At 69.4% G+C, this 25,991-nt stretch carries 22 protein-coding genes; 8 read left to right on the top strand and 14 right to left on the bottom strand.

The features are described 5' to 3' along the window. The first annotated feature begins 6 nt into the window (after positions 1 to 6). Complete coding sequence (locus tag ACWD4J_RS22525) at positions 7 to 1,461, top strand: benzaldehyde dehydrogenase (protein WP_451397193.1); 1,455 nt, start codon at positions 7 to 9, stop codon at positions 1,459 to 1,461. 86 nt (positions 1,462 to 1,547) lie between these two features. Further along, entirely contained in the window at positions 1,548 to 2,804 is a 1,257-nt protein-coding gene (locus tag ACWD4J_RS22520) for an MFS transporter (protein WP_451397192.1), read from the top strand. A gap of 111 nt (positions 2,805 to 2,915) precedes the next feature. Here the strand turns inward: ACWD4J_RS22520 and ACWD4J_RS22515 are convergent, their stop codons facing one another. The 4 genes from ACWD4J_RS22515 to ACWD4J_RS22500 form a co-directional block, all read right to left on the bottom strand. Next, positions 2,916 to 4,052, bottom strand: coding sequence for a GH12 family glycosyl hydrolase domain-containing protein (locus ACWD4J_RS22515; protein WP_451397191.1), 1,137 nt, complete (start codon positions 4,050 to 4,052; stop codon positions 2,916 to 2,918). Between the two features lie 350 nt (positions 4,053 to 4,402). Next, positions 4,403 to 5,821: a Gfo/Idh/MocA family protein gene (locus tag ACWD4J_RS22510; protein WP_451397190.1), complete on the bottom strand. Its 1,419-nt coding sequence runs from the start codon at positions 5,819 to 5,821 to the stop codon at positions 4,403 to 4,405. Between the two features lie 26 nt (positions 5,822 to 5,847). Then, a complete protein-coding gene (locus ACWD4J_RS22505) occupies positions 5,848 to 6,666 on the bottom strand; it encodes a carbohydrate ABC transporter permease (protein ID WP_451397189.1) in 819 nt (272 codons plus the stop codon). Positions 6,667 to 6,757: 91 nt separating this feature from the next. Further along, the gene (locus ACWD4J_RS22500; protein WP_451397188.1) at positions 6,758 to 7,696 is read right to left on the bottom strand and encodes a carbohydrate ABC transporter permease; all 939 of its coding nucleotides are present in this window, start codon (positions 7,694 to 7,696) and stop codon (positions 6,758 to 6,760) included. 212 nt (positions 7,697 to 7,908) lie between these two features. Here ACWD4J_RS22500 and ACWD4J_RS22495 point away from each other — a divergent pair, with 212 nt between their 5' ends. The 5 genes from ACWD4J_RS22495 (at position 7,909) to ACWD4J_RS22475 (ending at position 15,884) form a co-directional block, all read left to right on the top strand. After that, positions 7,909 to 8,934 carry a LacI family DNA-binding transcriptional regulator gene (locus ACWD4J_RS22495; protein ID WP_451397187.1) on the top strand — a complete coding sequence of 342 codons (1,026 nt, stop codon included), beginning with the start codon at positions 7,909 to 7,911 and terminating at the stop codon, positions 8,932 to 8,934. A 244-nt stretch (positions 8,935 to 9,178) separates the two neighbouring features. Then, the gene (locus ACWD4J_RS22490) at positions 9,179 to 10,435 is read left to right on the top strand and encodes an ABC transporter substrate-binding protein (protein WP_451397186.1); all 1,257 of its coding nucleotides are present in this window, start codon (positions 9,179 to 9,181) and stop codon (positions 10,433 to 10,435) included. Beyond that, positions 10,432 to 12,525 (top strand): hypothetical protein, encoded by a 2,094-nt coding sequence (locus ACWD4J_RS22485; RefSeq protein ID WP_451397185.1) that lies wholly within the window; start codon positions 10,432 to 10,434, stop codon positions 12,523 to 12,525. The genes ACWD4J_RS22490 and ACWD4J_RS22485 overlap by 4 nt, the downstream gene beginning before the upstream one ends. Positions 12,526 to 12,629: 104 nt before the next feature. Then, the gene (locus tag ACWD4J_RS22480; protein ID WP_451397184.1) at positions 12,630 to 14,033 is read left to right on the top strand and encodes a glycoside hydrolase family 5 protein; all 1,404 of its coding nucleotides are present in this window, start codon (positions 12,630 to 12,632) and stop codon (positions 14,031 to 14,033) included. A 156-nt stretch (positions 14,034 to 14,189) separates the two neighbouring features. Next, on the top strand, positions 14,190 to 15,884 hold the full coding sequence (locus tag ACWD4J_RS22475; RefSeq protein ID WP_451397183.1) for an APC family permease: 1,695 nt from the start codon (positions 14,190 to 14,192) through the stop codon (positions 15,882 to 15,884). Here the strand turns inward: ACWD4J_RS22475 and ACWD4J_RS22470 are convergent. The 9 genes from ACWD4J_RS22470 to ACWD4J_RS22430 form a co-directional block, all read right to left on the bottom strand. Next, a complete protein-coding gene (locus ACWD4J_RS22470; RefSeq protein ID WP_451397182.1) occupies positions 15,865 to 17,577 on the bottom strand; it encodes a hypothetical protein in 1,713 nt (570 codons plus the stop codon). The genes ACWD4J_RS22475 and ACWD4J_RS22470 overlap by 20 nt on opposite strands. Further along, positions 17,574 to 18,602 (bottom strand): hypothetical protein, encoded by a 1,029-nt coding sequence (locus ACWD4J_RS22465; protein WP_451397181.1) that lies wholly within the window; start codon positions 18,600 to 18,602, stop codon positions 17,574 to 17,576. The genes ACWD4J_RS22470 and ACWD4J_RS22465 overlap by 4 nt, the downstream gene beginning before the upstream one ends. Before the next feature lies 1 nt (position 18,603). Then, positions 18,604 to 18,948, bottom strand: coding sequence for a hypothetical protein (locus tag ACWD4J_RS22460; protein WP_451397180.1), 345 nt, complete (start codon positions 18,946 to 18,948; stop codon positions 18,604 to 18,606). A 124-nt stretch (positions 18,949 to 19,072) separates the two neighbouring features. After that, on the bottom strand, positions 19,073 to 19,582 hold the full coding sequence (locus tag ACWD4J_RS22455; RefSeq protein WP_451397179.1) for a hypothetical protein: 510 nt from the start codon (positions 19,580 to 19,582) through the stop codon (positions 19,073 to 19,075). A 162-nt stretch (positions 19,583 to 19,744) separates the two neighbouring features. Beyond that, entirely contained in the window at positions 19,745 to 21,094 is a 1,350-nt protein-coding gene (locus ACWD4J_RS22450) for a chloride channel protein (protein WP_451397178.1), read from the bottom strand. A 235-nt stretch (positions 21,095 to 21,329) separates the two neighbouring features. Continuing rightward, on the bottom strand, positions 21,330 to 22,754 hold the full coding sequence (locus tag ACWD4J_RS22445; RefSeq protein ID WP_451397177.1) for an RtcB family protein: 1,425 nt from the start codon (positions 22,752 to 22,754) through the stop codon (positions 21,330 to 21,332). A 69-nt stretch (positions 22,755 to 22,823) separates the two neighbouring features. Next, on the bottom strand, positions 22,824 to 23,471 hold the full coding sequence (locus tag ACWD4J_RS22440) for a protein-L-isoaspartate(D-aspartate) O-methyltransferase (RefSeq protein WP_451397176.1): 648 nt from the start codon (positions 23,469 to 23,471) through the stop codon (positions 22,824 to 22,826). A gap of 16 nt (positions 23,472 to 23,487) precedes the next feature. Then, entirely contained in the window at positions 23,488 to 23,721 is a 234-nt protein-coding gene (locus tag ACWD4J_RS22435) for a hypothetical protein (RefSeq protein WP_451397175.1), read from the bottom strand. Between the two features lie 182 nt (positions 23,722 to 23,903). Beyond that, positions 23,904 to 24,356, bottom strand: coding sequence for an archease (locus ACWD4J_RS22430; RefSeq protein WP_451397174.1), 453 nt, complete (start codon positions 24,354 to 24,356; stop codon positions 23,904 to 23,906). Between the two features lie 106 nt (positions 24,357 to 24,462). Between ACWD4J_RS22430 and ACWD4J_RS22425 the strand changes: the two genes are divergently transcribed. Further along, positions 24,463 to 25,158 carry an NAD(P)-dependent oxidoreductase gene (locus ACWD4J_RS22425; protein ID WP_451397173.1) on the top strand — a complete coding sequence of 232 codons (696 nt, stop codon included), beginning with the start codon at positions 24,463 to 24,465 and terminating at the stop codon, positions 25,156 to 25,158. A gap of 73 nt (positions 25,159 to 25,231) precedes the next feature. On the opposite strand, the gene ACWD4J_RS22420 is transcribed toward ACWD4J_RS22425, so the two are convergent. After that, positions 25,232 to 25,963, bottom strand: a complete 732-nt coding sequence (locus tag ACWD4J_RS22420; RefSeq protein WP_451397172.1) for a DUF429 domain-containing protein — start codon at positions 25,961 to 25,963, stop codon at positions 25,232 to 25,234. Between the last annotated feature and the right edge of the window lie 28 nt (positions 25,964 to 25,991).

Genomic DNA, 25,991 nt, shown 5'->3' with positions numbered 1-25,991 from the left:
TGACGGATGAAACTCCTGGACAGCGACGTCTGGAGTAAGAGGTTCTTCAGCGACGGCTGGAAGGACTCCACCTCCGAATGCCCGGTGATCGAGCCGGCGACGGGGGAGCAGCTCGGCGCGGTCGGCCTGGCCACGGCCGAGGACGTACGCCGCGCCGCCGCCCGCGCCGCCGAGGCCCAGCGCGCGTGGGCGGCGACCGCCCCGCAGCAGCGGGCCGCCGTGCTGCGCCGCGCGGGCGAGCTCCTCACCGAGCACGCCGCCGAGATCGAGGACTGGCTGGTGCGCGAGGCCGGCTCCGTACGGGCCAAGGCGGGCTTCGAGGTGCAGCTCGCCGTGGGCGAGTGCTTCGAGTGCGCGGCGCTGCCGACCCACCCGCAGGGCGAGGTGCTCACCTCCGAGGAGGCCCGCTGGTCGCTCGCCCGCCGCCGCCCCGCCGGCGTCGTGAGCGTGATCGCGCCCTTCAACTTCCCGCTCATCCTCGGCCTGCGCTCGGTGGCGCCCGCGCTCGCCCTGGGCAACGCGGTGCTGCTCAAGCCGGACCCGCGCACCGCGGTGAGCGGCGGCGTCGTCATCGCGCGCGTCTTCGAGGAGGCAGGGCTGCCCGCCGGCGTACTCCACCTGCTGCCGGGCGACGGCTCGGTCGGCCAGGCGGTCGTCGAGGCCGACGAGGTCCGGGTCGTCTCCTTCACCGGCTCCACACCGGTCGGGCGGGCGATCGGCGAGCAGGCCGGCCGCCTCCTCAAGCGGGCCCATCTCGAGCTGGGCGGGAACAACGCCCTGGTCGTGCTGCCCGGCACCGACGTGCAGAAGGCGGCCTCCGCCGGCGCCTTCGGCTCCTACCTGCACCAGGGCCAGATCTGCATGACGACCGGACGCCACATCGTCCACGAGTCGCTGCTCCAGGAGTACACCGCCACGCTCGCCGCGAAGGCCGAGGCGCTCCCTGTCGGTGACCCCGCCCGCGAGGACGTGGCACTCGGCCCGATCATCGACCGCCGCCAGCTGGAGCGCGTGCACGGCATCGTCACCGAGAGCGTCGCGGCGGGCGCGACCGTCGCCGCGGGCGGCGAGATCGCCGGTGCCGGCTACCGCGCCACCGTACTGACCGACCTGACGACCGACATGCCGGCGTGGCGCGAGGAGATCTTCGGCCCCGTCGCACCCGTCATCGGCTTCTCGACGCTCGAGGAGGCCGCGCAGATCGTCAACGACTGCGAGTACGGGCTGTCCGTCGGCATCCTCGGGGACGTCGGGACGGCGATGAAGCTCGCCGACCGGATCGACTCCGGCAAGATCCACATCAACGAGCAGACCGTCAACGACGAGCCAGGCGCCCCCTTCGGCGGGGTCAAGGCCTCCGGCACCGGATCCCGTTTCGGCGGTGCCGCGGCCAACATCGAGGCCTTCACCGAGACCCAGTGGGTCACGGTCCGCCCGGACATCGCCGACTACCCGTTCTGATCCTGCTGATCCCGGCTCTCCCGTAGCCGCCCCGTTTCTCCGTATCCGCTCATCTCCCGTAGCCGCCACAGGGGGGAATTCCCACCATGCCATCCGCCATCTCGTCCCACGCACCGGCGCAGACCGGCACCGACAGACGCAACGCCTGGACGGTGATCCTTTGCTGGATCACCGTCATGCTCGAGGGCTACGACCTCGTGGTTCTCGGCGCCATCATCCCGACCCTGCTCAAGACCCATCACCTCGGCATGACCGCGGGTGACGCGACCACCATCGCGACGCTCTCGCTCGTCGGCGTGGCCATCGGCGCGGTCTGCGTCGGCCCGCTGGCCGACCGGCTGGGGCGGCGCCACCTGCTCATCGGGTCGGTGGTGCTGTTCTCGCTCTTCACCATCCTCGTGCCGATGGCCAACTCCGTCGCGATGTTCGCCGGGCTCCGCCTCATCGCCGGCCTGGGCCTCGGTGCCTGCATGCCGGTGTCGCTGACCATGATGTCCGAGCACATGCCGGCCAGCCGGCGGGCGCGGGCCAGCACGCTGACCATGACCGGCTACCACACCGGTGCCGTGATCACCTCGCTGCTCGCGCTGCAGGTGACCGACAACTGGAAGATCCTCTTCTACGTACTCGGCATCGTCGGCTTCGTCGTCGCCGGTATCCAGTGGTTCTACCTGCCCGAGTCCGAGGCCTTCGTCCACGCCAAGCAGGCGACCGAGTCCCAGCGCGTTCCGTTCACCGAGCTGCTCAAGCCGGTGTACCTCCGCGCGGGCATCGGGATCTGGCTCGCCTCCTTCATGGGACTGCTGCTGGTCTACGGCCTCAACACCTGGCTGCCGAAGCTCATGAACGAGGCCGGCTACCCCGTCCCCACGGCCGTCACCCAGCTTCTCGTGCTCAACCTCGGCGGCGTCGTCGGCCTGGTCGTCGGCGGCCTCATCGCCGACCGGCGGGGCATCAAGGGCACCGCGCTCGGCTGGTTCGCCGTCTCGGTGGTCATGCTGGCGTGCCTGAGCATCAAGATGGAGAGCACCATCCTGCTCGACGTCGTCGTCTTCTTCACCGGCGTGTTCGTCTTCTCGGCCCAGGTGCTCGTCTACGCCTACGTGACGAACTACTACCCGGCCGCCATCCGCGGCACCGCCCTCGGCTCGGCCTCCGGCATCGGCCGGATCGGCTCGATCGTCGGCCCGACGATCACCGGCGCCCTGGTCACCGCCGGAATCGGTCACCCGTGGGGCTTCTACTTCTTCGCCGTGGTCGCGGTCCTCGGCTTCCTGGCCGTGCTGACCCTGCCGCGCGGGGCGGCGAACGCCCAGGTGGAGGGTGTCGAGGCCGTCGCCTGACGCGCCTGTGGGCACTGCCCGCCACCGTGCAGCGGCACGGGCTCCGCACCGGGGCCCGTGCCGCTGTCATGCATGCCATGCCGTGCAGTGGTGACCGGCGCCGCAGTGGCGTCACACGGTCGTGCAGGCGGTGCCGTTGAGGCTGAATTGCGCCGGCTCGGTGAACGTACCGCTGTAGGTCCCCTGGAAGCCGAACGTCTGGCTGCCGCCGGACGTGATCTGCGTGTTGTGGGCAGCCCCCGTCGCCGTGACGGCCCCCGAGGACGGGGTGACCGAGGCGTTCCAGGCGTTGGTGATCTGCTGTCCGGAGGGCAGGGTGAAGGCGAGCTGCCAGTCGTCGACGGCGGACGAGCCGGTATTGGCGATGGTGACCGAGGCGGTGAAGCCGCTCTGCCAGACGTTCGTGGCGTACGTCACCTCGCAGGCCACCGAATCGCTGGGGTCCGGGTCGCTCGGAGTGCTACCGCCACCGGTGTTGACGGTCGAGGAGAAGGAGTTCACCGCGAGCCCCGCGCCGTTCTGCCAGGGTTCAAAGCCGGCCTGCACGCTCGTCAGGTACCAGTCGTCCTCGGCGAGTCCGCGGGACACGGCCTGCTGGACGAAGTCCATGACGTCGAAGCTCCAGCTGCTCATCGCCGAGGGGGAGACGAAGGACAGCACGTCGTTGCCGCCGTTGTTGCCCGACCACACCTCCCAGGAGCGCCCGGCCACGGTGGCCGTACCCACCTGCGAGCCCACTGGCTGGATCGATCCGACCCTGTTGAACCAGACCATGATCTCGGTCTGGTTGACGCCGTCGGTCTTCGCCGTCGGGTCGAGCCAGATGTCGTACGCGGCGTCGAAGACCGCGTTGCTGACGTAGCTGTACGAGATGCTGGTGGGCGCGCTGGAGATGCCGCTCACCTGCGCCGGGAGGTTGGTCCCCGGTGAGCAGTTGGTGTAGTGGCAGCCGTTGAAGGCCGACGGGTAGGACTTCGGAGCGCCGTTCGTCGGCACCGAGCCGTCGGCCTGGGTGACTGTGAAGCCCGAGTCGGTGACGTTGATGCACTGCGGGTCGCTGGTGCCCCAACGGTTGTTCTGGACGACATAGCGCCCCTGGATCGTGGTCGATCCGAACTGCTCGCAGATCGTGGTGTCGGCCTGGGCCGCCGTCGTCGTGGTCGCGAGTGCCGCAACGACGGCGAGAGCGGTGAGCAGCGCTCCGAACAGACTGCGCAGGGGGTGGGGCCGGGGCGGTGACGATCGCATGCGGGGGTCCTCTCTCGGAGGGATGTGGGGGGAGGTCTGAGGGTGTGGGAGCGCTCCCAAGTGTCGGTGGGACTGTAGGGAGTAGGGCATGTTCCTGACAAGACTCCGGACATCAAAGCGTCGAATGGATTTCGAAAGGCCAGGTCATGCGAGGTGCGCCGGGTCGGATGCCAGTCGTGAGAGTGCTCCGAGTGTGCGGCAGTGGTGCTCCGCGAGCTGCTTGAGGAGGTCCTCGTCAAGCAGCTCGCGGACAGGGCCGCAGAGGATGCCGCTGCAGAACCCGGCCCGAACACGAATCCGCTGGAACGCGAAAAGAACGCGAAAGGAACGCGATCGATCAACTGTCCAGGTCAGGGCCTGGCTTCGGAGGCGACCAGCGCTGTCGCGGGGCCGATCTCGAGCTGGTCGACGCGGATGGCGGTGCCGCTCTCCAGGGAGCGGTTTCCGGCCAGGCCCACGACGACGGAGCGCACGCCGTCGTGCCAGGAGGCCGCGTGCCCGAGGGGGTCCTCGCCCGCGCCGGTGAAGACGTCGCGCAGGAGGGCGGCGTCGCCTCCGCCGTGCCCGCCTTCGGCCTGTGGGATCGGAACTTCGCGGGCCTTCTCGAAGTGCCGCTGCACCACGAGGCGTTCGCCCACGGGACGTTCCCTGTCATCGACGACCAGTTCGGGGTGGGCGCTCGGGTCGGTGATCACGTGGCCGTCGGCGTCCGTGGTGACCGACCCTCGTTCGACGACGGTGAGTTCGGCGCGGCCCTTGGTGCCGTTGACGCCGATGACGTATCCCTCCCACGGTGAGTGGGCGTTGAGCGCGTAGGTCATGGAAGCGCCCGAGGCGTAGTCGACGATCAGGGAGAGGTTGTCCTCGATGGTGATGCCCGGGTCGAAGACGTCCTGGTCCCGGCGGTAGTTGTCGAAGTGCTCGGTGTCCAGGTAGAGCGCCTTGTACCAGGGCTCGTGGCGCAGGTCGAGGCTGAAGGCGTCACGCAGGGGCGAGTCGGTCGTGCCGCGCTCCGGGCGCGGTCCGAGCCCTCGGCGGGCGGCCGCGTCGGCGCCGTAGAAGCGCAGGCCACCGCTGGCGAAGACACGCCTCGGGACGCTGTCCAGCCACCAGTTGACCAGGTCGAAGTGGTGAGAGGACTTGTGGATCAGCAGGCCGCCGGACTTCTCCTTGTACCGGTGCCAGCGGCGGAAGTAGTCCGCGCCGTGGGCGGTGTCCAGCAGCCACTCGAAGTGCACCGAGGTGACCTGCCCGATCTCGCCCGAGACGATGACCTGCTTGAGGGTCGTATTGCGCGGCGAATAGCGGTAGTTGAAGGTGACGGTGACCTGTCTGCCGGTGCGCTCTGCCGCCTCCGCGATACGGCGGACCCCCTCCTCGCTGGTGGTCAGCGGCTTCTCGACGACGGCGTCGGCGCCCGCCTCCAGAGCGGCCACCATGACGTCCGCATGCGTGAAGTCGGGCGTCGTCACGATGACGCGGTCGATCCGGTGCCTGCGCACCGCCTCGGCCACCTCGTCGGGGGCGAACCGCACGGGTGGCACGGCGCCGGCCTCCCGCATGCGCCGCTCGTAGACGTCCAGACGTCCGCGGTTGGTGTCGCTCCAGGCGACGAGCTCGGAGACCGGGGCATGGACCCCGGTCATCGCGTCGATGTACATCTGCGCACGTGACCCGGTACCGACCAGGGCGTAACGCAGCGGGGACGTGGAGGTGGGCACCTTGGTTCCTTCGGTGAAGTAGGCGTGGGCCATTTGATACCGGTTCATTTGATACCGGTGCATCTGATTCCGGCTTATTTGATTCCGGTCGTCGCAATACCGCGCAGCAGCCAGCGCTGGCCGAAGAGAAACATCAGGAAGAGCGGCAGGAGCGAGACCACCGACATGGCGAACATGCCCCCGTAGTCGGAGGACGTCTGGGCGTCCAGATAGGTGTTCAGGGCCAGTGGGGCGGTCCAGTTGCTCTCTTTGGTCAGGTAGATGAGCTGGCCGAAGAAGTCGTTCCAGGTGCCGATGAAGGTGAAGATCGCGGTCGTGGCCAGGGCCGGCGTCATGAGCGGCAGGATGATCCGCAGGAAGATCCGCGGATGTCCGGCGCCGTCGATGCGGGCGGCCTCGTCCAGTTCGCGTGGCAGGGAGCGGATGAACTGGACCATCAGGAAGACGAAGAACGCGTCCGTGGCCAGGAACTTCGGGAGGATCAGCGGCAGGAAGGTGTTCAGGAGGTTGAGCTGCGAGAAGATCACATACTGCGGAACGATGATCACGTGGATCGGCAGCATGATCGTGCCGAGCATGACGGCGAAGAGCACCTTCCGGCCGCGGAACTCGAGCCGGGCGAAGGCGTAGGCCGCGAGCGAGCACGAGACGAGGTTGCCGATGATCGACCCGAGGACCAGGATCGCCGAATTGATCAGGTACTTTCCGAAGGGCGACGCAAGGGCCGTCCATCCGTTGCTGTAGTTGGAGAGCGTCAGGCCGTCCAGGCTGAGTCCCGGATCGCGGAAGATCATGTCGCTGGGCCGGAAGGAACTGATGACCAGCCAGATCAGCGGGTAGATCATGGTCACGGCCAGGACCGTCAGAAGCAGGTGCTTGAAGAGCCTCGACACCCGGTTTCCTCCGGCGCGCACCGGGCGGGAGCCGCGGCGCCGGGCGGCGGACGGGGCCTGACCAGGTGTGGCCGGGGGGCGCTGGATCGTCTTAGTCGTCATAGAACACCCAGAATCTCGAGGCCCAGAAGTTGACGGCGGTGAACAAGGCGACGAGGACCAACAGCGCCCAGGCCATGGCGGACGCGTAGCCCATGTTGAACCTGCCGAAGCCCTGCTTGTAGATGTACAGGGTCGTGAAGAGGGTCGAGTCGCTCGGGCCCCCGGTGCCCCCGGAGATGATGAAGGCCTGGGTGAACGACTGGAAGGCGAAGATGACCTGGAGGACCAGGTTGAAGAAGATGATCGGGCTGAGCAGCGGCAGGGTGACCGACCGGAAGCGGCGGAACGTGCCGGCCCCGTCGACCGCCGCGGCCTCGTAGTACATGGCCGGGATCTGACGCAGCCCGGCCAGGAAGATCACCATGGGCGACCCGAAGGTCCATACGTGCAGCAGCACGATGGTGCCCAGCGCCGTGGAGGGATTGGATATCCACCCCGGCCCCTCGATGCCGAACAGCTTCAGGAAGTCGTTCACCAGGCCGTCCAGGCCGAACACCTGACGCCACAGGATGGCGATCGCCACCGAACCGCCCAGCAGGGAGGGCAGGTACAGCACGGAGCGGTAGAACGGCAGGCCGCGCAGGCCGCGGTCGAGCAGCAGGGCCAGGCCCAGCGCGAGGGCGAGCTGAAGTGGCACCGAAGTGACGACGTAGATGAGCGTGACCTTCAGCGACGTCCAGAACTCGCTGTCCCCGAACATCCGGGTGTAGTTGTCGAATCCGCTGAACTCCGGTGACTGCAGAAGGTTGTAGTCGGTGAAGGACAGATACAGCGATGCCAGTACCGGTCCGATGGTGATGAACACGACGCCGAGCAGCCACGGGGCCAGAAACACGTAGGCGACGCGGGTGTTCTTGCGCTCCTTCGCTCTGCTCGGCCCGGACCGTTCGGTCCGGGCCGGCCGGCGGAGTTCGCCGATGCTGCTCACGTCATTTGACTCCTTCGTCCTCCTGCGCGACTCTGTGCGCGCAGTCGTGAGAAAGCGTTTTCACGGCGTGATTATGTGTATAGGGCATGCACTGGTCAACCCATCTCGCACAAGATTGAGGGGCCGTCATGTGGTCTCCGCGTCTCGGAGCCGTATGCCCAACGCACCGCCCTCTGCCCGCTGTTCTGCATGCATCGCACCTGAGGAGTCACATGACGCCCAAGCAGCGCTCGGGATCTCCGACCATCACGGATGTGGCCGCACGGGCCGGAGTGTCGTCGGCGACGGTCTCGCGCGTGATGAACGGCCGCTTCGTCGGCGACCCAGCCGTCGCCGAGCGCGTGCGTGAAGCCGCCTCGGCGCTGCAGTACCTGCCGAGCCCGCTGGCCCGAAGTCTCGTGCTCGGCCAGACCAAGACCGTCGCCTTCGTCGTCCCCGACCTCGGCAACCCGACCTTCCAGGAGCTGCTGCACCGTTTGACGAAGGCGGTGGCCAAGGACGGCTACCGGGTGCTCGTCGCCGACTCCGGCGAATCGCCGGAGGAGGAGGCGCTGCTCGCCATGGAGACCCGCCGCCGATGCGACTCCCTGGTGTTGTGCGCGCCGCGCATGCCCTCCAGGGCACTGGCAGAACTGGCGCCGCGGCTGCACCCTTTCGTCCTGATCAACCGGCCGACGCCGATCCCCTCGGTGCCGTCGCTGTCGGTGGACTACCGCACGGGCATCGTCGAGCTCGCCCGCCATCTGCACGGCCTGGGGCACCGGCGTCTGGTCTATCTCGCGGGCCCTGCGATGGCCTTCTCCAACAGGGCACGCCTGCGCGGTCTCGACGACTTCGCGGCCGAGGTGTCCGGAGTGGTCGTCCATCGGCTGGATGCCGGATCCTCGTCCGCGGACGGCTATGCGGCCACCGACGCGGTGGTCGCCAGCGGTGCGACGGCCGTACTGGCCTACAACGACCTGGTCGCCGTCGGCCTGCTCACCGGGCTGGCCGAACGCGGACGGCGTGTCCCCGAGGACATCTCGGTCGCCGGGTACGACGACATCCCCCTTGCCGGCTATGTGACTCCGTCCCTCACGACCGCCTCGGTGTCGTGGGAGGAGCTCGCGGCCCAGGCCTGGGCGCGGCTGCATGCGGTGATCCGGCGCGAAGGGCCTGGAGACGGTGATCCGGAGACGGTGATGTTTCGCTCCAGGCTGACCGTCCGGAACAGCTGTGGGCCGGTACCCGCAGTTTGAACGTCCGTCAGGAAGTGTCTCCGAGGCGTTGACAGGCTGTGACGGCGTAGTTAACTTCTCGCCCCGAGAAATCGTTTTCGTGGCCAGTACAAATATGTTCCCCGAGTTGGACGGACCCGGCCACACCTCCAACTTCCCTCAGCCCTGCCCCCCGTACCTGCGGGCATGGCACCGCTTGTCAGGAAAGACGAGGCATCTGATGCGGAAGACGTCGAAGAGTTTCTTGAGGGCGCCGGCGGTCGGGATGGCTGTTGCCGCGCTGGTGACGCTCAGCGGTTGTTCGTCCTCAGGGGGAGACTCGGACTCCACGACGACCATACGCTTCGCCTGGTGGGGCGACGACGCGCGCGCCGCGACGACCAGGGCAGTGCTGGCCGACTTCGAGAAGGCCAATCCCGGTATCAAGGTCGAGACCGAGACGAGCGACTTCGACTCCTACTTCGACAAGCTGGCCACCGAGACCGCCGCCCGGGACGCCCCCGACGTCATGACGCTCGGCGGTGCCTACCCGCGCGAGTACAGCGACCGGGGAGCCCTGCTCGACCTGAAGGAGGTCTCCTCCCAGCTGAAGCTGTCGAAGTTCCCGGAGACGACCCTCGCGGCCGCCAAGTTCAACGGCACTCTCTACGGGGTCCCCACCGGCGGCAACGCCATCGGCATGATCGTCAACCCTGCCGTCTTCAAGGCCGCCGGCGTGGACCTCCCGGACACCGACAACTGGACGTGGGAGGAGTTCGTCGAGGTCGCAGGCGAGATCACCGCCAAGAGCCCCAAGGGCACCTACGGTTTCGAGCCGAAGGTCAACGACACACTCGGCGTCTACGCCGGCCAGCGCGGAACACCCATCTTCGACGAGAAGGGCGAGGTCGGAGTCCAGGCCTCCACGGTCGAGGACTACTTCACGCTGGAGAAGTCGCTGCTGAAGGGCAAGGGCATACCGCCCGCCGAGAAGATCCAGGAGGTGGCCGCGGCGACGCCGGAGCAGACCCTCATGGGCCAGGGCAAGGCGGCGATGACCATCACCTACTCCAACCTGGTCGGCGCCTACGCCACTGCGGCGGGGACGGACTTGAAGATGGTCTCCATCCCCGGTGAGAAGCAGTACAAGCAACCGGGGACCACCGTACTGCCCTCCCAGTACTACGCGATCTCCTCGCAGTCCAAGCACGCGGAAGCCGCGGCCGAGCTCGTCGACTACCTGGTCAATTCGCCCGCTGCGGGCAAGAAGATCCGTGACGACCGCGGACTGCCCTTCAACACCGATGTCCTCAAGGCGATCACCCCGTCGCTGGACGAGGCGGGCAAGGCCAACACCGCCTACATCGAGAAGGTCGCGAACAACGGCGCTCCGGCCGCCCCGATCCCGCCGGCCGGCGGTTCCGCGCTCAACGACATCACTTCGAAGAACGACGCGAACGTGCTCTTCGGCAAGGCGTCCCCGGCGGACGCCGCCAAGGAGTGGGTGTCGCAGTTGAAGAAGGCGCTGGAAGAATCCCAGTGAGCCTCGACCGCGCGGGCGTGGTGGCACGCCACCGCATCCGGGTCCGCGAGATCCTCGGGCAGTCACCGCTCGCCGTGGGGAACGGCGAGTTCGCCTTCACCGTGGATGTGACCGGCCTGCAGTCGCTACCGGACCGGTACCCGCTGCCGGACCGGTACGGCCAGGGCACCGGCACCCTGCTTGCGACCATGACCCAGTGGGGGTGGCACTCCACGCCCGCGCGGCCCGAGCAGGCCCACGGCCTTCGGTCGACGCTCCGCCGATACGACACCGCACACGGCCCCGCCGACTACGTCGACCTCGGCGGGACCCTCTCCGCCACGGAGCAGTCCGGGATGACCCCGACCGAGGAGTGGCTGCGGGCCAACCCGCACCGGCTGGACCTCGGACGCATCGGCCTGTGGACCGCCGACACCGAAGGCCTGGTACGGGCGTCGGACCTGAGCGGCATCGACCAGGACCTCGACCTCGCCACCGGCGTCATCACCAGCCGGTTCAGGCTGGGCGGCCGCGGCTTCACCGTCCGTACGGCCGCCCACCCGGGCCGCGACGCCCTGGCGGTGGAGATCACCGCCGACCCCGGGGCGGCCGTCGGTCTCGTCGCCGCCTTCCCCTACGGCTCCGGGGCCTGGGGGGACGCCGCCGACTGGTCACGTCCCGACGCCCACCACACCCGGCTGGTCCGGGAGAGCGGCGGCTGGCGCATCGACCGCGAGCTCGACGCCACCCGCTACACCGTCCGGGTGTCCGGCCCCGCAGTGGAAGCCGAGATCACCGGGACCCACCGCGTCGTCGTCCGCGGTGACGGTGCCCGCTTCGCCGGCGTGGTGGAGTTCGCCTCGTACGGCGCCCGGCGGTCAGGCGCGCCTCTGACCAGCCAGGAGGTCTTCGCCGCCGCGGCGTCCGGATGGTCCTCCTTCTGGTCGTCCGGGGCCGCCGTCGACCTGTCGGGCAGCGAAGACCCGCTGGCCGAGGAGCTCGAGCGGCGCATCGTGCTCTCCCAGTACCTCACCCGCATCCACTGCGCCGGATCGATGCCCCCGGCCGAGACCGGGCTGACCGCGAACTCCTGGCGAGGCAAGTTCCACCTGGAGATGCACTGGTGGCACGCGGCGCACTTCGCCGCCTGGGGACGGCCGGAGCTGCTGGAGCGGAGCCTGCCCTGGTACGAGAAGGTGCGCCCGCTCGCCCGCGCCACCGCGGCGCGCCAGAAGCTTCCCGGGGCGCGCTGGCCCAAGCAGGTGGGGCCGGACGGCGAGGAGACGCCGAGCGACATCGGACCGTTCCTGCTGTGGCAGCAGCCGCACCCGATCCATCTGGCCGAACTCGTCCGCCGGGCCCGTCCCGGCGACCGCGACGTCCTCGAGCGGTGGGCGCCGATCGTCTTCGACACCGCCGCCTTCATGGCCGCGCTCCCCGAGCGGACACCCCGCGGCTTCGAGCTCGCTCCGCCGCTCGTCCCCGCGCAGGAGTCCTACGCCGCCGACCGCCGGCGCCTGCGCAACCCCACCTTCGAACTGGCCGCCTGGGCCTGGGCGCTGAGTGTGGCCAACCAGTGGCGTGTGCTGCTGGGCCTGCCGGAGGAGAGCCGGTGGCGGCAGGTCGCCGACGAGCTCGTGCCCCCGCCGGTGCGTGCCGGGATCTACGCGGCGATCGGCGTGCCGCCGTACACGGTCCGCGACGACCACCCCAGCATGCTCGGCGCCCTCGGGGTGATCCCGCGGACACCGCTGGTCGATCCCGCGACGATGGAGCGGACCCTGGAGTCGGTGCTGGCCGACTGGGACTGGGCGAGCGCCTGGGGCTGGGACTTCCCCATGGCGGCCATGACCGCGACCCGCGTCGGCCGCCCCGACCTGGCGACACGGGCGCTGCTCCTCGACCAGCCGAAGAACCGGTATCTCCCCAATGGTCACAATCGGCAGGACGACACGCTGCCCCTCTATCTCCCCGGCAACGGCGGCTTGCTCATCGCAGTCGCGCTCATGGCCGGGGGCTGGGACGGTGCGCCGCCCGCCGCGCCGGGTACGGGTCCGGGGTTCGGCTCCGGCTGGTCGGTGCGGCACGAGGGCATGGTGCCCCTGCCTTGAGCGGCCGCCCGCCCCGCCGCTGTGGCGCGGCCGTCAGGTGGCCGCCCGCCGTATTCCGTCCCTGCCTGAGCCGTACCCGAACGATCGCACCCGGAGGAAGACCAATGACCGCACTGCAATGGCTGCATGTCGACGGCGACAGGCTCGCCGACGAGCAGGGCCGGACAGTGGTGCTACACGGCGTCGGCCTCGGCGGCTGGATGAACATGGAGAACTTCATCACCGGCTACCCGGGCAGCGAGCAGGACATCCGCCGCCTGCTGCGGGAGGCCATGGGGGAGGAGGCGTACAACGCCTTCTTCGCCACCTTCCTGGTCGACTTCTTCGACGCGGCGGACGCCCGTCACCTCGCCTCGCTGGGCCTGAACTCGGTGCGCATCCCGGTCAACTACCGGCACTTCGAGGACGACGACCGGCCGATGGAATGGAAGGAGGCCGGGTTCGCGGCCCTCGACCGGGTGATCACGCTGCTCGCCCGGCACGGCATCTACTCGATCATCGACCTGCACGCGCTGCCCGGTGCGCAGAACCAGCACTGGCACAGCGACAACCCCACCCACCGCGCCGCGTTCTGGACCCACCGCCACTTCCAGGACCGCGCCGTGGCCCTGTGGGAACAGCTCGCCGAGCGCTACAAGGACCGCCCCGAGGTCGCGGGCTACAACCCGGTCAACGAGCCGTCCGAGCCGACCGGCGAGATCCTGCTCGCGTTCTACGAGCGACTGGAGCGGGCGATCCGGGCGATCGACCCGCGCCATGTCCTCTTCCTCGACGGCAACAAGTACTCGACCGACTTCTCGGTCTTCTCCCGGCGCGACGAGCCCCTCCCCAACTGTGTCTACACCGCCCACGACTACGCCCTGCCCGGCATCACCAGCGCGACGGAGTACCCCGGGATGACGAGGGGCGAGTACTTCGACCGCTCCGTCGTCGAGCAGACCTTCCTGCGGCGCACCCAGTACATGAGGGAGACCGGAACACCTGTCTGGATCGGGGAGTTCGGGCCGGTCTACCCCGCCGCCCGGCCGCAGGACACCTGGCGGTCGGCGCTGCTGCGCGACCAGTTGGAGATCTACCGGGAGCACGGGGCGAGCTGGGCCCTGTGGACCTACAAGGACATCGGCCTGCAGGGCCTGGTACACGCGTCCGCCGACAGCCCCTACCTGCAGCGCATCCGGCCGGCACTGGAGCAGAAGGAGCGGCTCGGCGCCGACTCCTGGGGAGGCTCGGACGCGGGGGTGCGCGACGTCCTCGACCCGATCGATGCCCTCTTCGACCGCGAGTTCCCCGCCTACGAGCCCTACCCGTGGGGCCGCAAGCCGCACATCGCGGTGCTCGTCCGGCACATCCTGCTCGCCGAGCCGCTGGCTGAACGGTTCGCCCGGCTCTTCGAGGACATCACGGTGGAGGAGGCCGTCGAGGCGGCGCGCTCCTTCCGGTTCGATCGGACAGTGGAGCGGACGGGGCTGTCAGAGGTGCTGCGGAAGCACTTGCTCGGCGCGGGGTAGGACACGAGGCTGCTGACGACACGTCGCATCAGTGGCCCACCCTGCCCGATGTGGCATTTGGTACACACATGAATCGTCTCGCTGTAACCTGTCGCTACTGTGTGCGAGGAGCTGCAAACGCTACGCGGAGGGTAGGGGCGGATGAGTCTCCGGGCGATGCAGCCCCGCAGTGGACAGCTCGTGAAGATCGAGGACGAAGACGAGCAGCGACGGCTGTCGGTGTTCCATCTCGCCGGGCTGGCGGCCGGGGGTGTGATCGGCTCCGGCTGGATGCTGGGCGCGGAGGACGCGTTCAAGGTCGCCGGATCCGACGCCTATCTGGCCTGGCTGTTCGGTGGCCTGCTCATGCTGCTGATCGCAGGCGTCATGGTCGAGTTGGGCACCGCCGCTCCCAAGACCGGCGGGTTGATCTTCCTGCCGCTGCAGAGCAGCGGTGCGCTGGTGGCGACGATGGTCGCGGCCGGTCTGTGGATCTTCTACGCGATCAACCTGGCCAGTGAGGCCGTCGCGATGACGAGGGGGCTCTCCTGGAAGGTCCACGGGCTCCTGGACTCCGGCGCACTGACCCTCAAGGGCTGGGGCTATGCGCTGGCCTTCATGGCGGCGATCTCCGCGGTGAACCTGCTCGCCCCGTGGCTCTTCTTCAGGATCAACTCCGCGTTGACGGTGGTGAAGGTCGTCATCCCGGTCCTGACGGTCGCTCTGCTGATCGCCTCCGGCTTCGACCACCAGGGTCTGCACGCGAGTCACGACAACACCGGAAAGGGCGTCGGCGCCGCCTTGACCGCGGTGGTCGGCAGTGGCGTCATCTACGCCTACGTGGGCTTCCAGGGGCCGCTGGACTTCGCCGGGAACATCAAGCGGCGGGGGATCGGCGAGGCGGCCCGGCTGCGTCGGGCGGTCTTCGGCACGATCATCTACTCGATGGTCCTGTACATATCGCTTCAGGTCGTCTTCAGCAGGTATCACGCGTACTGGAGCATGGACAACGTCGAGTCGTCGCCCTACGCCCAGTTCGCGTTCGCCGCCTCGCTGTGGTGGCTCGGGTGGCTGCTCAGGATCGGCGCCGTGGTCTCGCCCATGGGCGCGGGACTCGTCTTCGCCCACGCGGTCACGCGCGAGGTCGCAGCGCTCAGCCGGGCCCATCTCACGCACCGGGGACTCCAGACCGCCCGCAAGGCGTCGCTGAGGCGGCGGTACGACGCCTACTGGCTGGTGCTGGTGGTCGACTTCTTCATCGCGGGGATCGCGTTGCTGGCGGTCGGCGGCAGCTGGAACACCCTCGTCGCCATCACCGGAGTCCTGACGCTGGTCGTCTACGCCGTTCCGGGCGTCGTCCTCGTATCGCTGCGCGAGCACCTGACCGGCTACTCGCGTCTGCGGCATGACGTCCACGAGGTCCTGGCACGGGCGAGTTTCGCCCTGATCACGCTGATCCTCTACGGGGCGGGCTGGGCGCCCATGTGGCGCGGCATGGCGACCCTCGCGGTGGCCTGCGTCCTGCTGCTGTGGCTCCCGAGCCTGGCCCGGTGGCTGCCCGCCTTCGGGCGGATCTACGACGCCAAGGTGCACGTGACGCTGTTCCGGCACTGGCGCACCAGCCCCGCCGCGCAGGCAGCGATCTGGCTGATCGGCCATCTCACGGTGCTGACGCTGTCGACGCTGCTGGGCAACTCCCCGGTCGCCGTCCTTACCAAGCCCCTGGGGGGCTTCCTGGCCGTCGCCGCGTCACTCGCGGCCTTCGAGGGGCTGGTCAGAGCCTCCAAGCGGCACATGGCCGAAGTCGCGCCCATGCTGCCGACGCCCGGCACCGGCCGTCCCTCCCCGGCCGCTAGCGCAGCGAACGAATGACCTCCGTGGCCTCCGCGTCGAACCTCCTGCCACGCAGCTCCTCGACCGCCTCCTCCCTGCGATGCGCGTCGGACCAGCGGCCCACCGTGGCACGGAGCAGAAGGTGCCTGTCCTCTTCCTGCATCGTGCTGGCGTGCAGCCTGCCGACGATCACCGCCACGTCCTGAGGAGTGACCCGCTGCTCGTTCTCCAGGCAGCGTTCGAGCAGGTCCCAGCCGTCGCGGCGCAGACGTGCGCCGTACAGGCGGGCGGCGATATCGGCGATGATCGCTCCCGAACCCTCGGGCGCCCGGCCGGAGGCGGAGGGGTCCGCCAGCTCTTTGCAGGCCAGGTAGACGGCCTCCGAGCGGCCGGAGGACCGCAGCCCTCTCACGTAGTCGACGAACAAGCCGGCGTCGGCGCCCTGTTCGAGTACGTGTGCGGTGAGCTGCTGGGCCACCGTCTGCGCCGCACGGTTGCGGTCACGCGGCCGCTCGATCCTTTCCAGCAGGGCGGCCATGTCGGCCCCGGAGCGGCCGTCGGTGTGCGTCGCGGCGGCGATGCGCAGCAGCCTTCTGCACTCCGGCTGGGCGTTGAAGTTGCCCAGTACCGTGTCCAGATACTCGAGTTCCCTGGGCGAGCGCGGTCCTCCCTCGCGCGCCGTTCCCCTGGCCACGATGTCGGCGAGCAGGTCCTTGGTCGTCTTGGTGAGGGCCTCGGAGCGGTGCCAGGCTATGACGATCTCGGCCAGGTGCTCCACATTGTCGCGTGATGCGGCATGTTCGCGGATCGCCGCGCACTTCTCGGAGGACGGAGGCTTGGCCAACTGGCCGCAGATTTCGACGATGTCGTGCTGCGAGAGCCTTTTGCCGACGTGTTCCACAAGGGTGTCGGGGTTGTCCGTCCGGGTGGCTATCAGATGGGCGATGATCCGTCTCGTTTCAGGGACGTGATCCGGGAGCCGCAACTGGGCGTCGACCCATTCCTCCAGGATCCGCTCGGACGGACTGAGCTGGTGCAGCGCCCCGGCGAGATCGTTGAACTCCCTGGGCACGGTGTCCGACGCCTGCAGCGAACCCTGTTCAGTGATCGCGACGAGGGTCTGGCGGAGGAGTTCGGCGGCTTCATCGGGGCACTTCTCGTCGCGTAACGCGATATAGAGCAGGGCCTTGTCGAGATTGGTCCGCCCTGAACTCGGCGTGGTGAACACGCGCAGGGTCTTGTCCACCAGTTCGCGGTTGCCGTTTCGATGGCATACGCGGATGAACACGGCGACATCCAGGACGGTCCGCTGGCATGCGATGTCATGAATGACGCCGTCGGTCAGCCGAGGGCGTCCGTCCTCACTCTGGCGCTCGGCATCCCATTGTTTGATGGCGAGTTCCGCGGCATGCATGATGTTCCGGCACAACGCCGCCGTCGCCAGCATGTTGACGGCGTCCCGGTAATCGAAGCTCGCCGCGGACTCGATGAGCTGGTCGATGGGGCGCTTGATGGCGAAGGCGTGCATCGCCCGGATCGCGGTGGCGGGCCGGGGCTTCTCACTGCTCTCGGTGACCGGCTTCTCGCCCTCCCGCATGGCCTGCATACGCTCCACGAAGGCCTCGACCGAGCAGCTGGTCACCCATTCGTAGCCGAAGCTCCACGGCTCCCCGCCCTCACCCTCGGAAGCCTTTGCCGTGTCGGAGCCTTTGGCCTTCTGGCCCTCCCTCATGCGCGCAGTGCCTTCTCCACCTGATTCCAGTAGCGGGCAAAGGCGTGCGGTGAGCTGAACGTGTTGTTGGCCTTGACGTCGATGTGCCGCGCGAGATGCCGACTGGCCTCATCCGACCTGGCACTGAGGATAGCGACGACGTCGCCGGTCTTCCGCTCGTCCTTCAGCAGCTCGTCCAGGCGGGAATCCCGGTCCAGCATCAGGGTCTTGACCCAGTCCGCGGGCTCGACAGGAAGTTGCGGGACCTGATCGCGCCTCTTGGGCTCCATGCGGTTGGTGAAAAGCGGCGTGCCGTCGCGGGCGTCGTTCAGCGACATCCTCGGCACCTGGTGCCGGGCGGCGGTGCAGCTCTCCATCTCCTTTTTCACGGCCTCACGCAGAAGGCCGATGGTGAGCTGATGATTGTAGTCTTTCGTCCCGTCCTGAAGTATGTGCAGCAGATGCCCGCTGAACGGTGTGCACTTCGATAGTTCCCCGGGCAGGGCTGAACAGCCGTCGGCCGAGGCGAAATTCAGGTTCTTGACCGCCGTGAAAACGCAGGTTCCTTCGTCCAACTCGCCCAAGACCCCGGGGAGGACCGGTTCCTCGCCCAGTTGAGGCAGCAGATTAGAATAGCAGCAGTCGGCGATCAGTACTTTCAGCCTCGCCCTGGATTTGCGCATGACGCGGTAGACATACCAACTGGACAGCCAGGTCCACGGTTTGTCCCGAGAGGACGAGCCCACCGAGAAATGCACCTGCGCGCCGGGAAGGTCGCTCCAGTACTGACCGTGACCGACATAGACCACCAGGAAGATGTCGTCCGGCCCCGTCTCGTCCGCGGCCGCCTGCAGCGCCTCCATGACGCCGTCGGCCGTCCTGACCTCGTCCTCCGTGAGGACCCGGCAGCAGTCGGGGCCCCACATGTCGTCGCCCGCCAGGACTTCGCCGTACATGCGCGCGCTCTCGCCGATCGACGGATGACTGTCGATCCCCGAGTACTCGGCGTACCTCGCCGGTCCGATCACCACCGCCCGGGATGCCATCTCAGCCGTCCAGCCTCTCCGCTGCCTGCGCCTGCGCCGCATCCTCGTCCGAGTCGGGTACGGACTGCGTGCCGACCGACGTCTCCGGCGGATCCAGCCTCTCGCGGCGCCAGCGCTCGACGACCCGCTTCACGGCGTCCACGGTGGCCACCACGGTCATCTCGGTCGCCTTGCCGACCACGGCCACGAGGATGATCTCGACGATGCCGCCGGTGAGGACCTTGTCCTCGTCGACCGTCCGTGACTGCCACGACAGACCGGTCTCCGCCTCGAGGTCGCGCAGCATATGGTCCGGATCGTCCAGACCGGTCAGCCCTTTGACGGACACCGAGATCCTCGTAGCCATGCCAACGCCCCCGCATCGAGCTCGGACTTGAAGAAGGACGCCGAAGCCGGTTCCGCCGCCTTACCGCGTCAACGCCCATACCAGCGTACCCAGTCAGGCAAGCCCACCCGAGTCGCGTACCGAGTCAACCGTCGATCGACGTGAGGTGGTATGTCGTGTCCACCCAGAATCCGTGCCCGGTGTCGGCCTTGATCTCCAGGACGTACGCCCCGGCCCGCAGCGGAGCGAGCGCGCCCCACAGCCCCCACGTCGAGCGCCGCAGCAGCAGGGACCGGAACTGCCCGTGGAACTCCTCCAGCGGCAGGGGAGCGCCGTTGAGGAACGACTCGGCTCGTGCCACCGGCAGCCGCAGCCCCTCGGCCGAACGTCCGCCGGGCACCTGGACGTTGAGCACTGGGAAGAACACCGGTCGATCGGCCGGTATCTCGCAGTGTCTGGTCACCTTTCCGCCGTACGTGCCGGCGAGGAACCACACGTCCTCCGGCTGCTTCCACCCCGCGTGCTCGCCCGTGGTGTCCTTCACGGGGCTCGCGTCGTCAGGAGCGGACAGCGCCCACTTCCACCACCGCCCCGCCAGCGTCCCGCCCTCTTCGGGTGAGAGCTTCCACGTCGAACCCGTGACCGACTCCGCCACGATGTGCCCCCTTCATTTGCCTTCATGTACGCGACAACCCAACGGTGCTGCTGCGCCGCAGGCCAGAACGTAGCCCATGATCTTGGGGTGTTCGGGACCAGGGCTGTTCTGCTTCGGCCCGCACGAGCTGGTCCGCCGGGGGCCCTTTTCTGCCTGTACCGGTCAGGCGGCGGCTCCCGGCTCCTGCCGGTCCTCCGGTTCCCGCCGACGCCATCGGAGCAGCAGCCGGCTCGTGAGGAACGAGACGACGGCCGCGACGACGATCAGAGGCATCTGGCCGTGCCCGTCGCGGCCGAGCAGCAGCACGCCCAGGACCGCGCCGGTGAGGGGCAGGCCCGTCACGGCCGCGGCAGCGGCGGAGATCCCGAGGCCCAGGGCCGGGGTGGGGCCGAGGCCGGGCAGCCCCGAGCATGCCAGGGCGGTCGCCGCACCCAGCAGAACGGCCGGGAAGATCGGACCGCCGCGCAGGCTTCCGAGGCTGATGCCCCAGGCCAGTCCCTTGCAGACGACGAGCGCGAGCAGGGCGGCCACGGACCAGGCGTGCGGGTGGGCGGCGAGGTCGCCGAGGGCCGCCTGGCCGGAGAGCGCGGCCTCCTCGGGGGAGCGGCCGGTGAGCAGGGCGTACGCCGCGATGCAGACACCGGCTGCGACGGCGCAGACCACCGTGCGCCTTCCGGTGTGCCGCCCGGTCCAGATCGCCGTACGCCGGCCGAGTCCGTGTGCCGCGGTGACGACCAGCGCGACCAGCGCCGCCGCCGGGACGCCCCACAGGAAGTCGCCCGCGTCGGGGCCCACGTCGGGCGGCACCGTGGGCAGGCCGAGGGCGCCCACCGACAGGCCCGTCCACTGGCCGAGGCCGGTGAAGACCAGGGCTCCGGCCGCGCTCGCCAGCAGACAGGGCAGCAGCAGGACGACCAGCTGGGTACCGGCGAGGCCGGCCGCCTCGACGACCATCAGCGCGGCCACGAGCGGGCCGCCCAGGATGGTGGAGATCGCGGCGGTCGACCCGGTGGTGGCCACGATCGCCCTGGTCCCGGGGTCGGGCGCCGTCCGGGCCATGCGCAGGGACAGGAGCGCCAGCCCGCTGCCGAGCGCCATCAGCGGAGCCTCGGGCCCCAGGACGACACCGAGGGGGAGAGTGCCCACGGCCGCCAGGATCACGCCGGGCAGCTCCTTGGGGCCGATGGGCCGGCCCCCGAGGCCTTTCACCGGCACATGGCCTCCGCGCCCCGGCATGCGGGTGACGATCGGCGCGAGGATCAGCCCGGCCAGCAGCAGCGCGGGCAGCGGCCACCACCAGGGGGCGCGGTCGTAACCGACGGCCCGCGGCAAGGACTGCCACACGCCGCTCTGAAGCGCGTGCTGAAGGCTGACGAAGAAGAAGCTGGCGAGCGCGACGGGCACGCCGAGCAGCACGGAGCGCAGAAGAACCCGCAGATAGCCCCGGCTGAGCAGGACGTCGCTCCGATCTGCCTCCCCTGGTGCGGAATCGCCGGTTGCCGGGCGGCTCATGGCACTGGAACCCGGCCCTGGACCAGGCACGTTGAGACCAGGAACGTCGAGACCCGCATGCCCTCCATGCAAGGCCCGTCGGCGACGCCGTGCCCGTCGGCGGGCCTGAACGGGGGAGAGACACCCCGGCAGTCAGCGTGCGCAGGGGCCTGAACGGGTGAGAGACCAATCCGCGGTGCGACGCGGGGCTCCGGGCTCCGGGCTCCGGGCTTTGGGCTTCGGGCGTCCTGCGGTGTCATCCCTTGACGACGCCGAGCGGCACCAGGCGGGCGACCAGCCGTGCGAGCCCCGCGCCTTCGGTGGCGGTGGCGACCGCGTCGACGTCCTTGTAGGCGCCGGGCGCTTCTTCGGCGAGCCCGCGCCACGACGACGGCCGTACGGCGATGCCCTGGGACTCCAGTTCGCTCCGGAGTTCCTCGCCGCGGACCCTGCGCAGCGCCTGATGGCGGCTCCACACCCGCCCCGCTCCGTGGCAGGCCGACCGGAACGCGTCATTCCCGGTGGTGCCGACCATCACGTACGAGGCGGTGCCCATGGTGCCCGGGACCAGTACGGGCTGTCCGGCCCCGGCGAGATCCTCCGGCAGGCTCGGGTCGCCCGGTGGCAGGGCCCGGGTGGCGCCCTTGCGGTGGACGCACAGGCGGCGCCGGACACCGTCCACCTCGTGCGTCTCGATCTTCGCGGTGTTGTGGGAGATGTCGTACACCAGGTCAAGGCCCACCCCGGCCGCGACGGCGAAGGCATGGCGTGCGGCCTCGGCGAGCAGTTGCCGGTTCGCGCGTCCGTAGTTGGCGGCGGCCGCCATCGCCCCGAGATACGCGCGGCCGGGCGGGGAGACGACGGGTACGCAGGCCAACTGCCGGTCCGGGATGTGGATGCCGTATGTCCGCAGTGACTGGTCCATGACGCGGACGTGGTCGGTGCACACCTGGTGTCCGAGGCCCCGCGAGCCGCAGTGGATCATCACGCAGACCTGGCCGGGGCGCAGTCCGAAGGCGGCCGCCGTCTCCGCGTCGTACACCTGGTCCACCGCCTGCACCTCCAGGAAGTGGTTGCCCGAGCCCAGGCTGCCCACCTGCTGCAGCCCCCGGTCCACCGCCCGCTGCCCCACCTGCGACGGATCGGCCCCGTCCAGCACGCCGTAGTCCTCGCAGCGCACCAGGTCGCGTGGCACGCCGTGGCCGCTCTCGACCGCGTACCGGGCGCCGCCCACCAGCAGCTCGTCCATCTGGGAACGCCCCTTGAGCTTCCACAGCCCGCCACGGCCCATGCCCCGCGGGATGGTGTCGCCGAGGATGTCCATCAGCCTGCGCATGTTCGGGGCCAGCGGACCGCGTTCGATGTCGGCGGCCAGCAGCCGGACACCGCAGGAGATGTCGAACCCCACCCCGCCAGGCGAGACCACACCGGCGTCGTCGATGTCCGTGGCGGCCACCCCGCCGATCGGGAAGCCGTACCCCCAGTGCACGTCGGGCATGGCGAACGAGGCACGGACGATGCCGGGCAGCGTCGCCACGTTCACCACCTGCTCCAGCGCCTTGTCCCCGGCCGCCTGCGGCAGCAGGTCCCGCGTGGCGAAGACGACTCCGGGCACCCGCATCGGATCCTGCTGGTCGATACGGAAACGGAACGGGCCGTCCTGGACCAGCGTGATGTCCATAGTTCGAGCGTACGTGCGCCTCGACTGGCGGGCACCACTCGACTGACAGGCGGCGAAAGGGACGTCGGATCAGGGAAAGCCGTACCGGCCCCGCAGGCGTACAAAACGGGCCGCGGTCAGCAGCCGCCCCGCGTCCAGCCCCGAAGCCGTGCGCCGGAACGACATGACCTCCTCGTCGCCGCCGGAACCGATGGGCTGCGCGAGGCGGCCGCCGGGCCGCAACTGTTCGATCAGCGGCGCGGGTACCTCGGGGAACGCGGCCGACACGATGACCGCGTCGTACGGAGCACGGTCGGGCACGCCGCCGCTGCCGTCCCCGACCCGCAGTTCCACGTTCTGGACGCCCTGGCCCGCAAGGTTGCGCCGGGCCTCGGCGGCGACGTCAGGCCACATCTCGATGCTCACCACGTCGGCGGCCAGCCGGGCGAGCAGCGCGGTCTGGAAGCCGAGACCCGTACCCACCTCCAGTACGTGCTCGTCCCCGCCGAGGCCGAGGCTCTCGATCATCATGGCCGACAGCGAGGGCTGCGTGGTCACCTGCTCATGACCGATCGACACGGGTACGTCGTCGTAGGCCGCCGCAGCACGTCCGCTGGGGACGAACCGCTCGCGCGGCGTCGCCCGCACGGCCTCGAGCAGCCGCTCGTCGGTGATCCCGGCCGCGCGGAGGGCCCGTACGAGATCCTGGGGAGTACGGGCGGGATCCCGCGAGCGCACCGGGAGCCGGCCGGACTCAGGCGTGGTCGACCAGCTGCGCGAACCCCTTCTGGCGGGCGCAGTGCGCGCAGCAGAAGAACTCGCCGTCGGCCTGAAGGCCGTGGCCGAGGATGCGGCACTGACAGTTGGTACAGGTCGGGGCCATCTTCTGGGCCGCGCATTCAAGGCTGTCGAAGACGTGGACGGCTCCCTGCGCCCGTACCTCGAACGCCATGTCGTAGTCGTTGTTGCAGACCTCGCACACTGCCATGAACCTTCACTCCTTGATGTTGTGCGGTCATCGGGCCGCATGCGGCCCGCCCGGCTCGGCTCCCGCTCGGAAAGGTTGCTCCCGACTCCCTCTTCCACGGGCCAGGAGCGCGGATACGCTCCGTGCTCAGGGATCACACGGCTGGGGCGGCAGATGCCGCCGTACGCAGGGATCAGGGCACCTCACACGTCGAGCGTCACCGAGCAGGTCCAGCCTTCGGGGTGGTGAGCGAAGTACAGGTCATGCAGCGTGACCGCCTTCGGTGCCGCCCCCGTCACGGGAAGCGCCGATGCGTCAGCCATGTGCAGGCCGGCTCGCAGACCCTGGGGGACAGGGGTCAACTCCACGTCGACCGGTACCTCGTCCGCGGTGTCGAGCCAGTACACGACCTCCTCCAGCAGGGCCACGAGGAGGTCCTCGTCACTGTCCGCCCGTACCCTCACGTCCCGCCTGCGGACACCCGCCGCTCCCGTCAGATCGAGGAACGACTCGCAGACACCCCGCACCGCGTGTGCCAGACACTCCTCACGGGTCGGGGCCCACGCCTCCACCCGCAGATCCGCGGTGTGCGGCACACCGCGGTGGCCGGCGCGCCGCGCGCCGCCTTCCGGATGCACAGGCTCCGTACCTCTCACATCGTCATGGTCACCCCTCCACCGGGATGTCACACTCGCGGCCGCGCGGGCCCTCTTGGACGGCAAGGACACCTCGGAATCGGAACCCTCGGAGAGGGGAAAGCAAGTGAAGCTCGTCGTTTTCGGAGCGAACGGTCCGACCGGACGGCTGGTAACCGAACAGGCCATCGCGGAAGGGCACGCGGTCACCGCCGTCACGCGTCGGCCCGACGCCTTCCCGCTGACGGACCCGCGCCTGCACGTGGTCCGCGCCGACGTACTGGACCCGGCGGCGGTCGAACCCGCCGTGGCCGGGCACGACGCGGTGATCTCGGCACTCGGCGTCCCCTACAGCCGGGACCCCGTCACGGTGTACTCGGACGGCATCACCCACATCACGCAGGCCATGACGAAACAGGGCGTCCGACGTCTGGTCTGTGTGACCTCGACCGTGCTGTTCGGGGAGGCGCCAGGGGAAGGATTCTTCTTCCGCAAGGTGCTCGAGCCGTTCATCGTGCGTTTCGTGGGACGCACGGTGTACGACGACATGCGGCGCCTGGAGGAGATCGTGCGCGAGAGTGACCGCGACTGGACGGTCATCCGCCCCGCCGGCCTCTTCGACGCGACCGCCGTCAGCGACTACCGGGTCGCCGACTCACGGCTTGCGGGCCGGTTCACCGCGCGTGCGGACCTCGCGAACGCGCTGCTGCGCCGGGCAGTGGACGGCGGTTATGTGCGTACGTTCATCGATGTGCGCACCACGGAGGGAACCCCGAGCCTCATCGACCTCCTTCGGAAGGAGGCGGTGGGGAGCAAGAAGTAGGGACCGGCGCGGTTCAGGGGCCGAGGGACTCGGGCCCCGACGCGGCTCAGGGCTCCAAACCGGCCACCGAACGTCAGAACAACCGAGGCAGGCTGCCCTCCGCCGGGAGATGGATCCAGCCCTCGATCTCGGCCGCGGCCAGGTCCTGGCCCTCGGGCAGCGCGGTCAGGCCGAGTGCGGCGGCCCGCGCCACCAGTGCCGCGATCAGCGCGTCGAAGGCGTGCTCGCTGCGTTGGTACAGCTCCTGGACGTGCGGCTCGCACTGGAGCTGCGGTGCCGCGCGCAGCAGGACCTCCATGGAGCGCGGGCTGCCGAGCCCCCAGCGGAGCCGGGCGGCGGCGGGGTACACCTCCACAATGCCGCCCTTCCCCGTCCGCTCCACCTCCAGCCCCCGCGCGGCCAGCGCATCGGCAAGGTGCGCCCAGCGGGCGGTGGTCGCGCCGAGCCTGTCGAAGGCGACGGACAGCGGCGGACGGGCCCCTGCGCCGAGCGCCCGATGGGTCAACAGATCCGTACGGCGAAGGCGCAGGGTGGCGCGGTGCGCGGCGCTCTCCGCCCCCCGCCCGGGCCAGGGCCTGCCGGCCGCATGGGCGGAGACGGCCTCGACGAAGGGGATCGGCCAGCCGAAAGGACAGTCGATCCCGGCCCGTTCACCTGGCCGGAGACCAGTGAGGAGTCCGAGCAGATCCTCATCGGTGCACCGCAGCAGCGGGGGCTCGACGACGGCGCTCGCCCCCTCCCAGACGATCACTGCGGCCGCGGTGGTCCGGGGGCCGGCGGCGAGGTCGATGCCAAGGGTTCGCACGAGGTCATCATGGCAACCTGCTTTCGGC

It is taken from the genome of Streptomyces sp. NPDC002577, from assembly GCF_053594815.1.
Note: the sequence above shows the minus strand (reverse complement) of the source record. Positions and strands in the feature narration are given on the sequence as shown.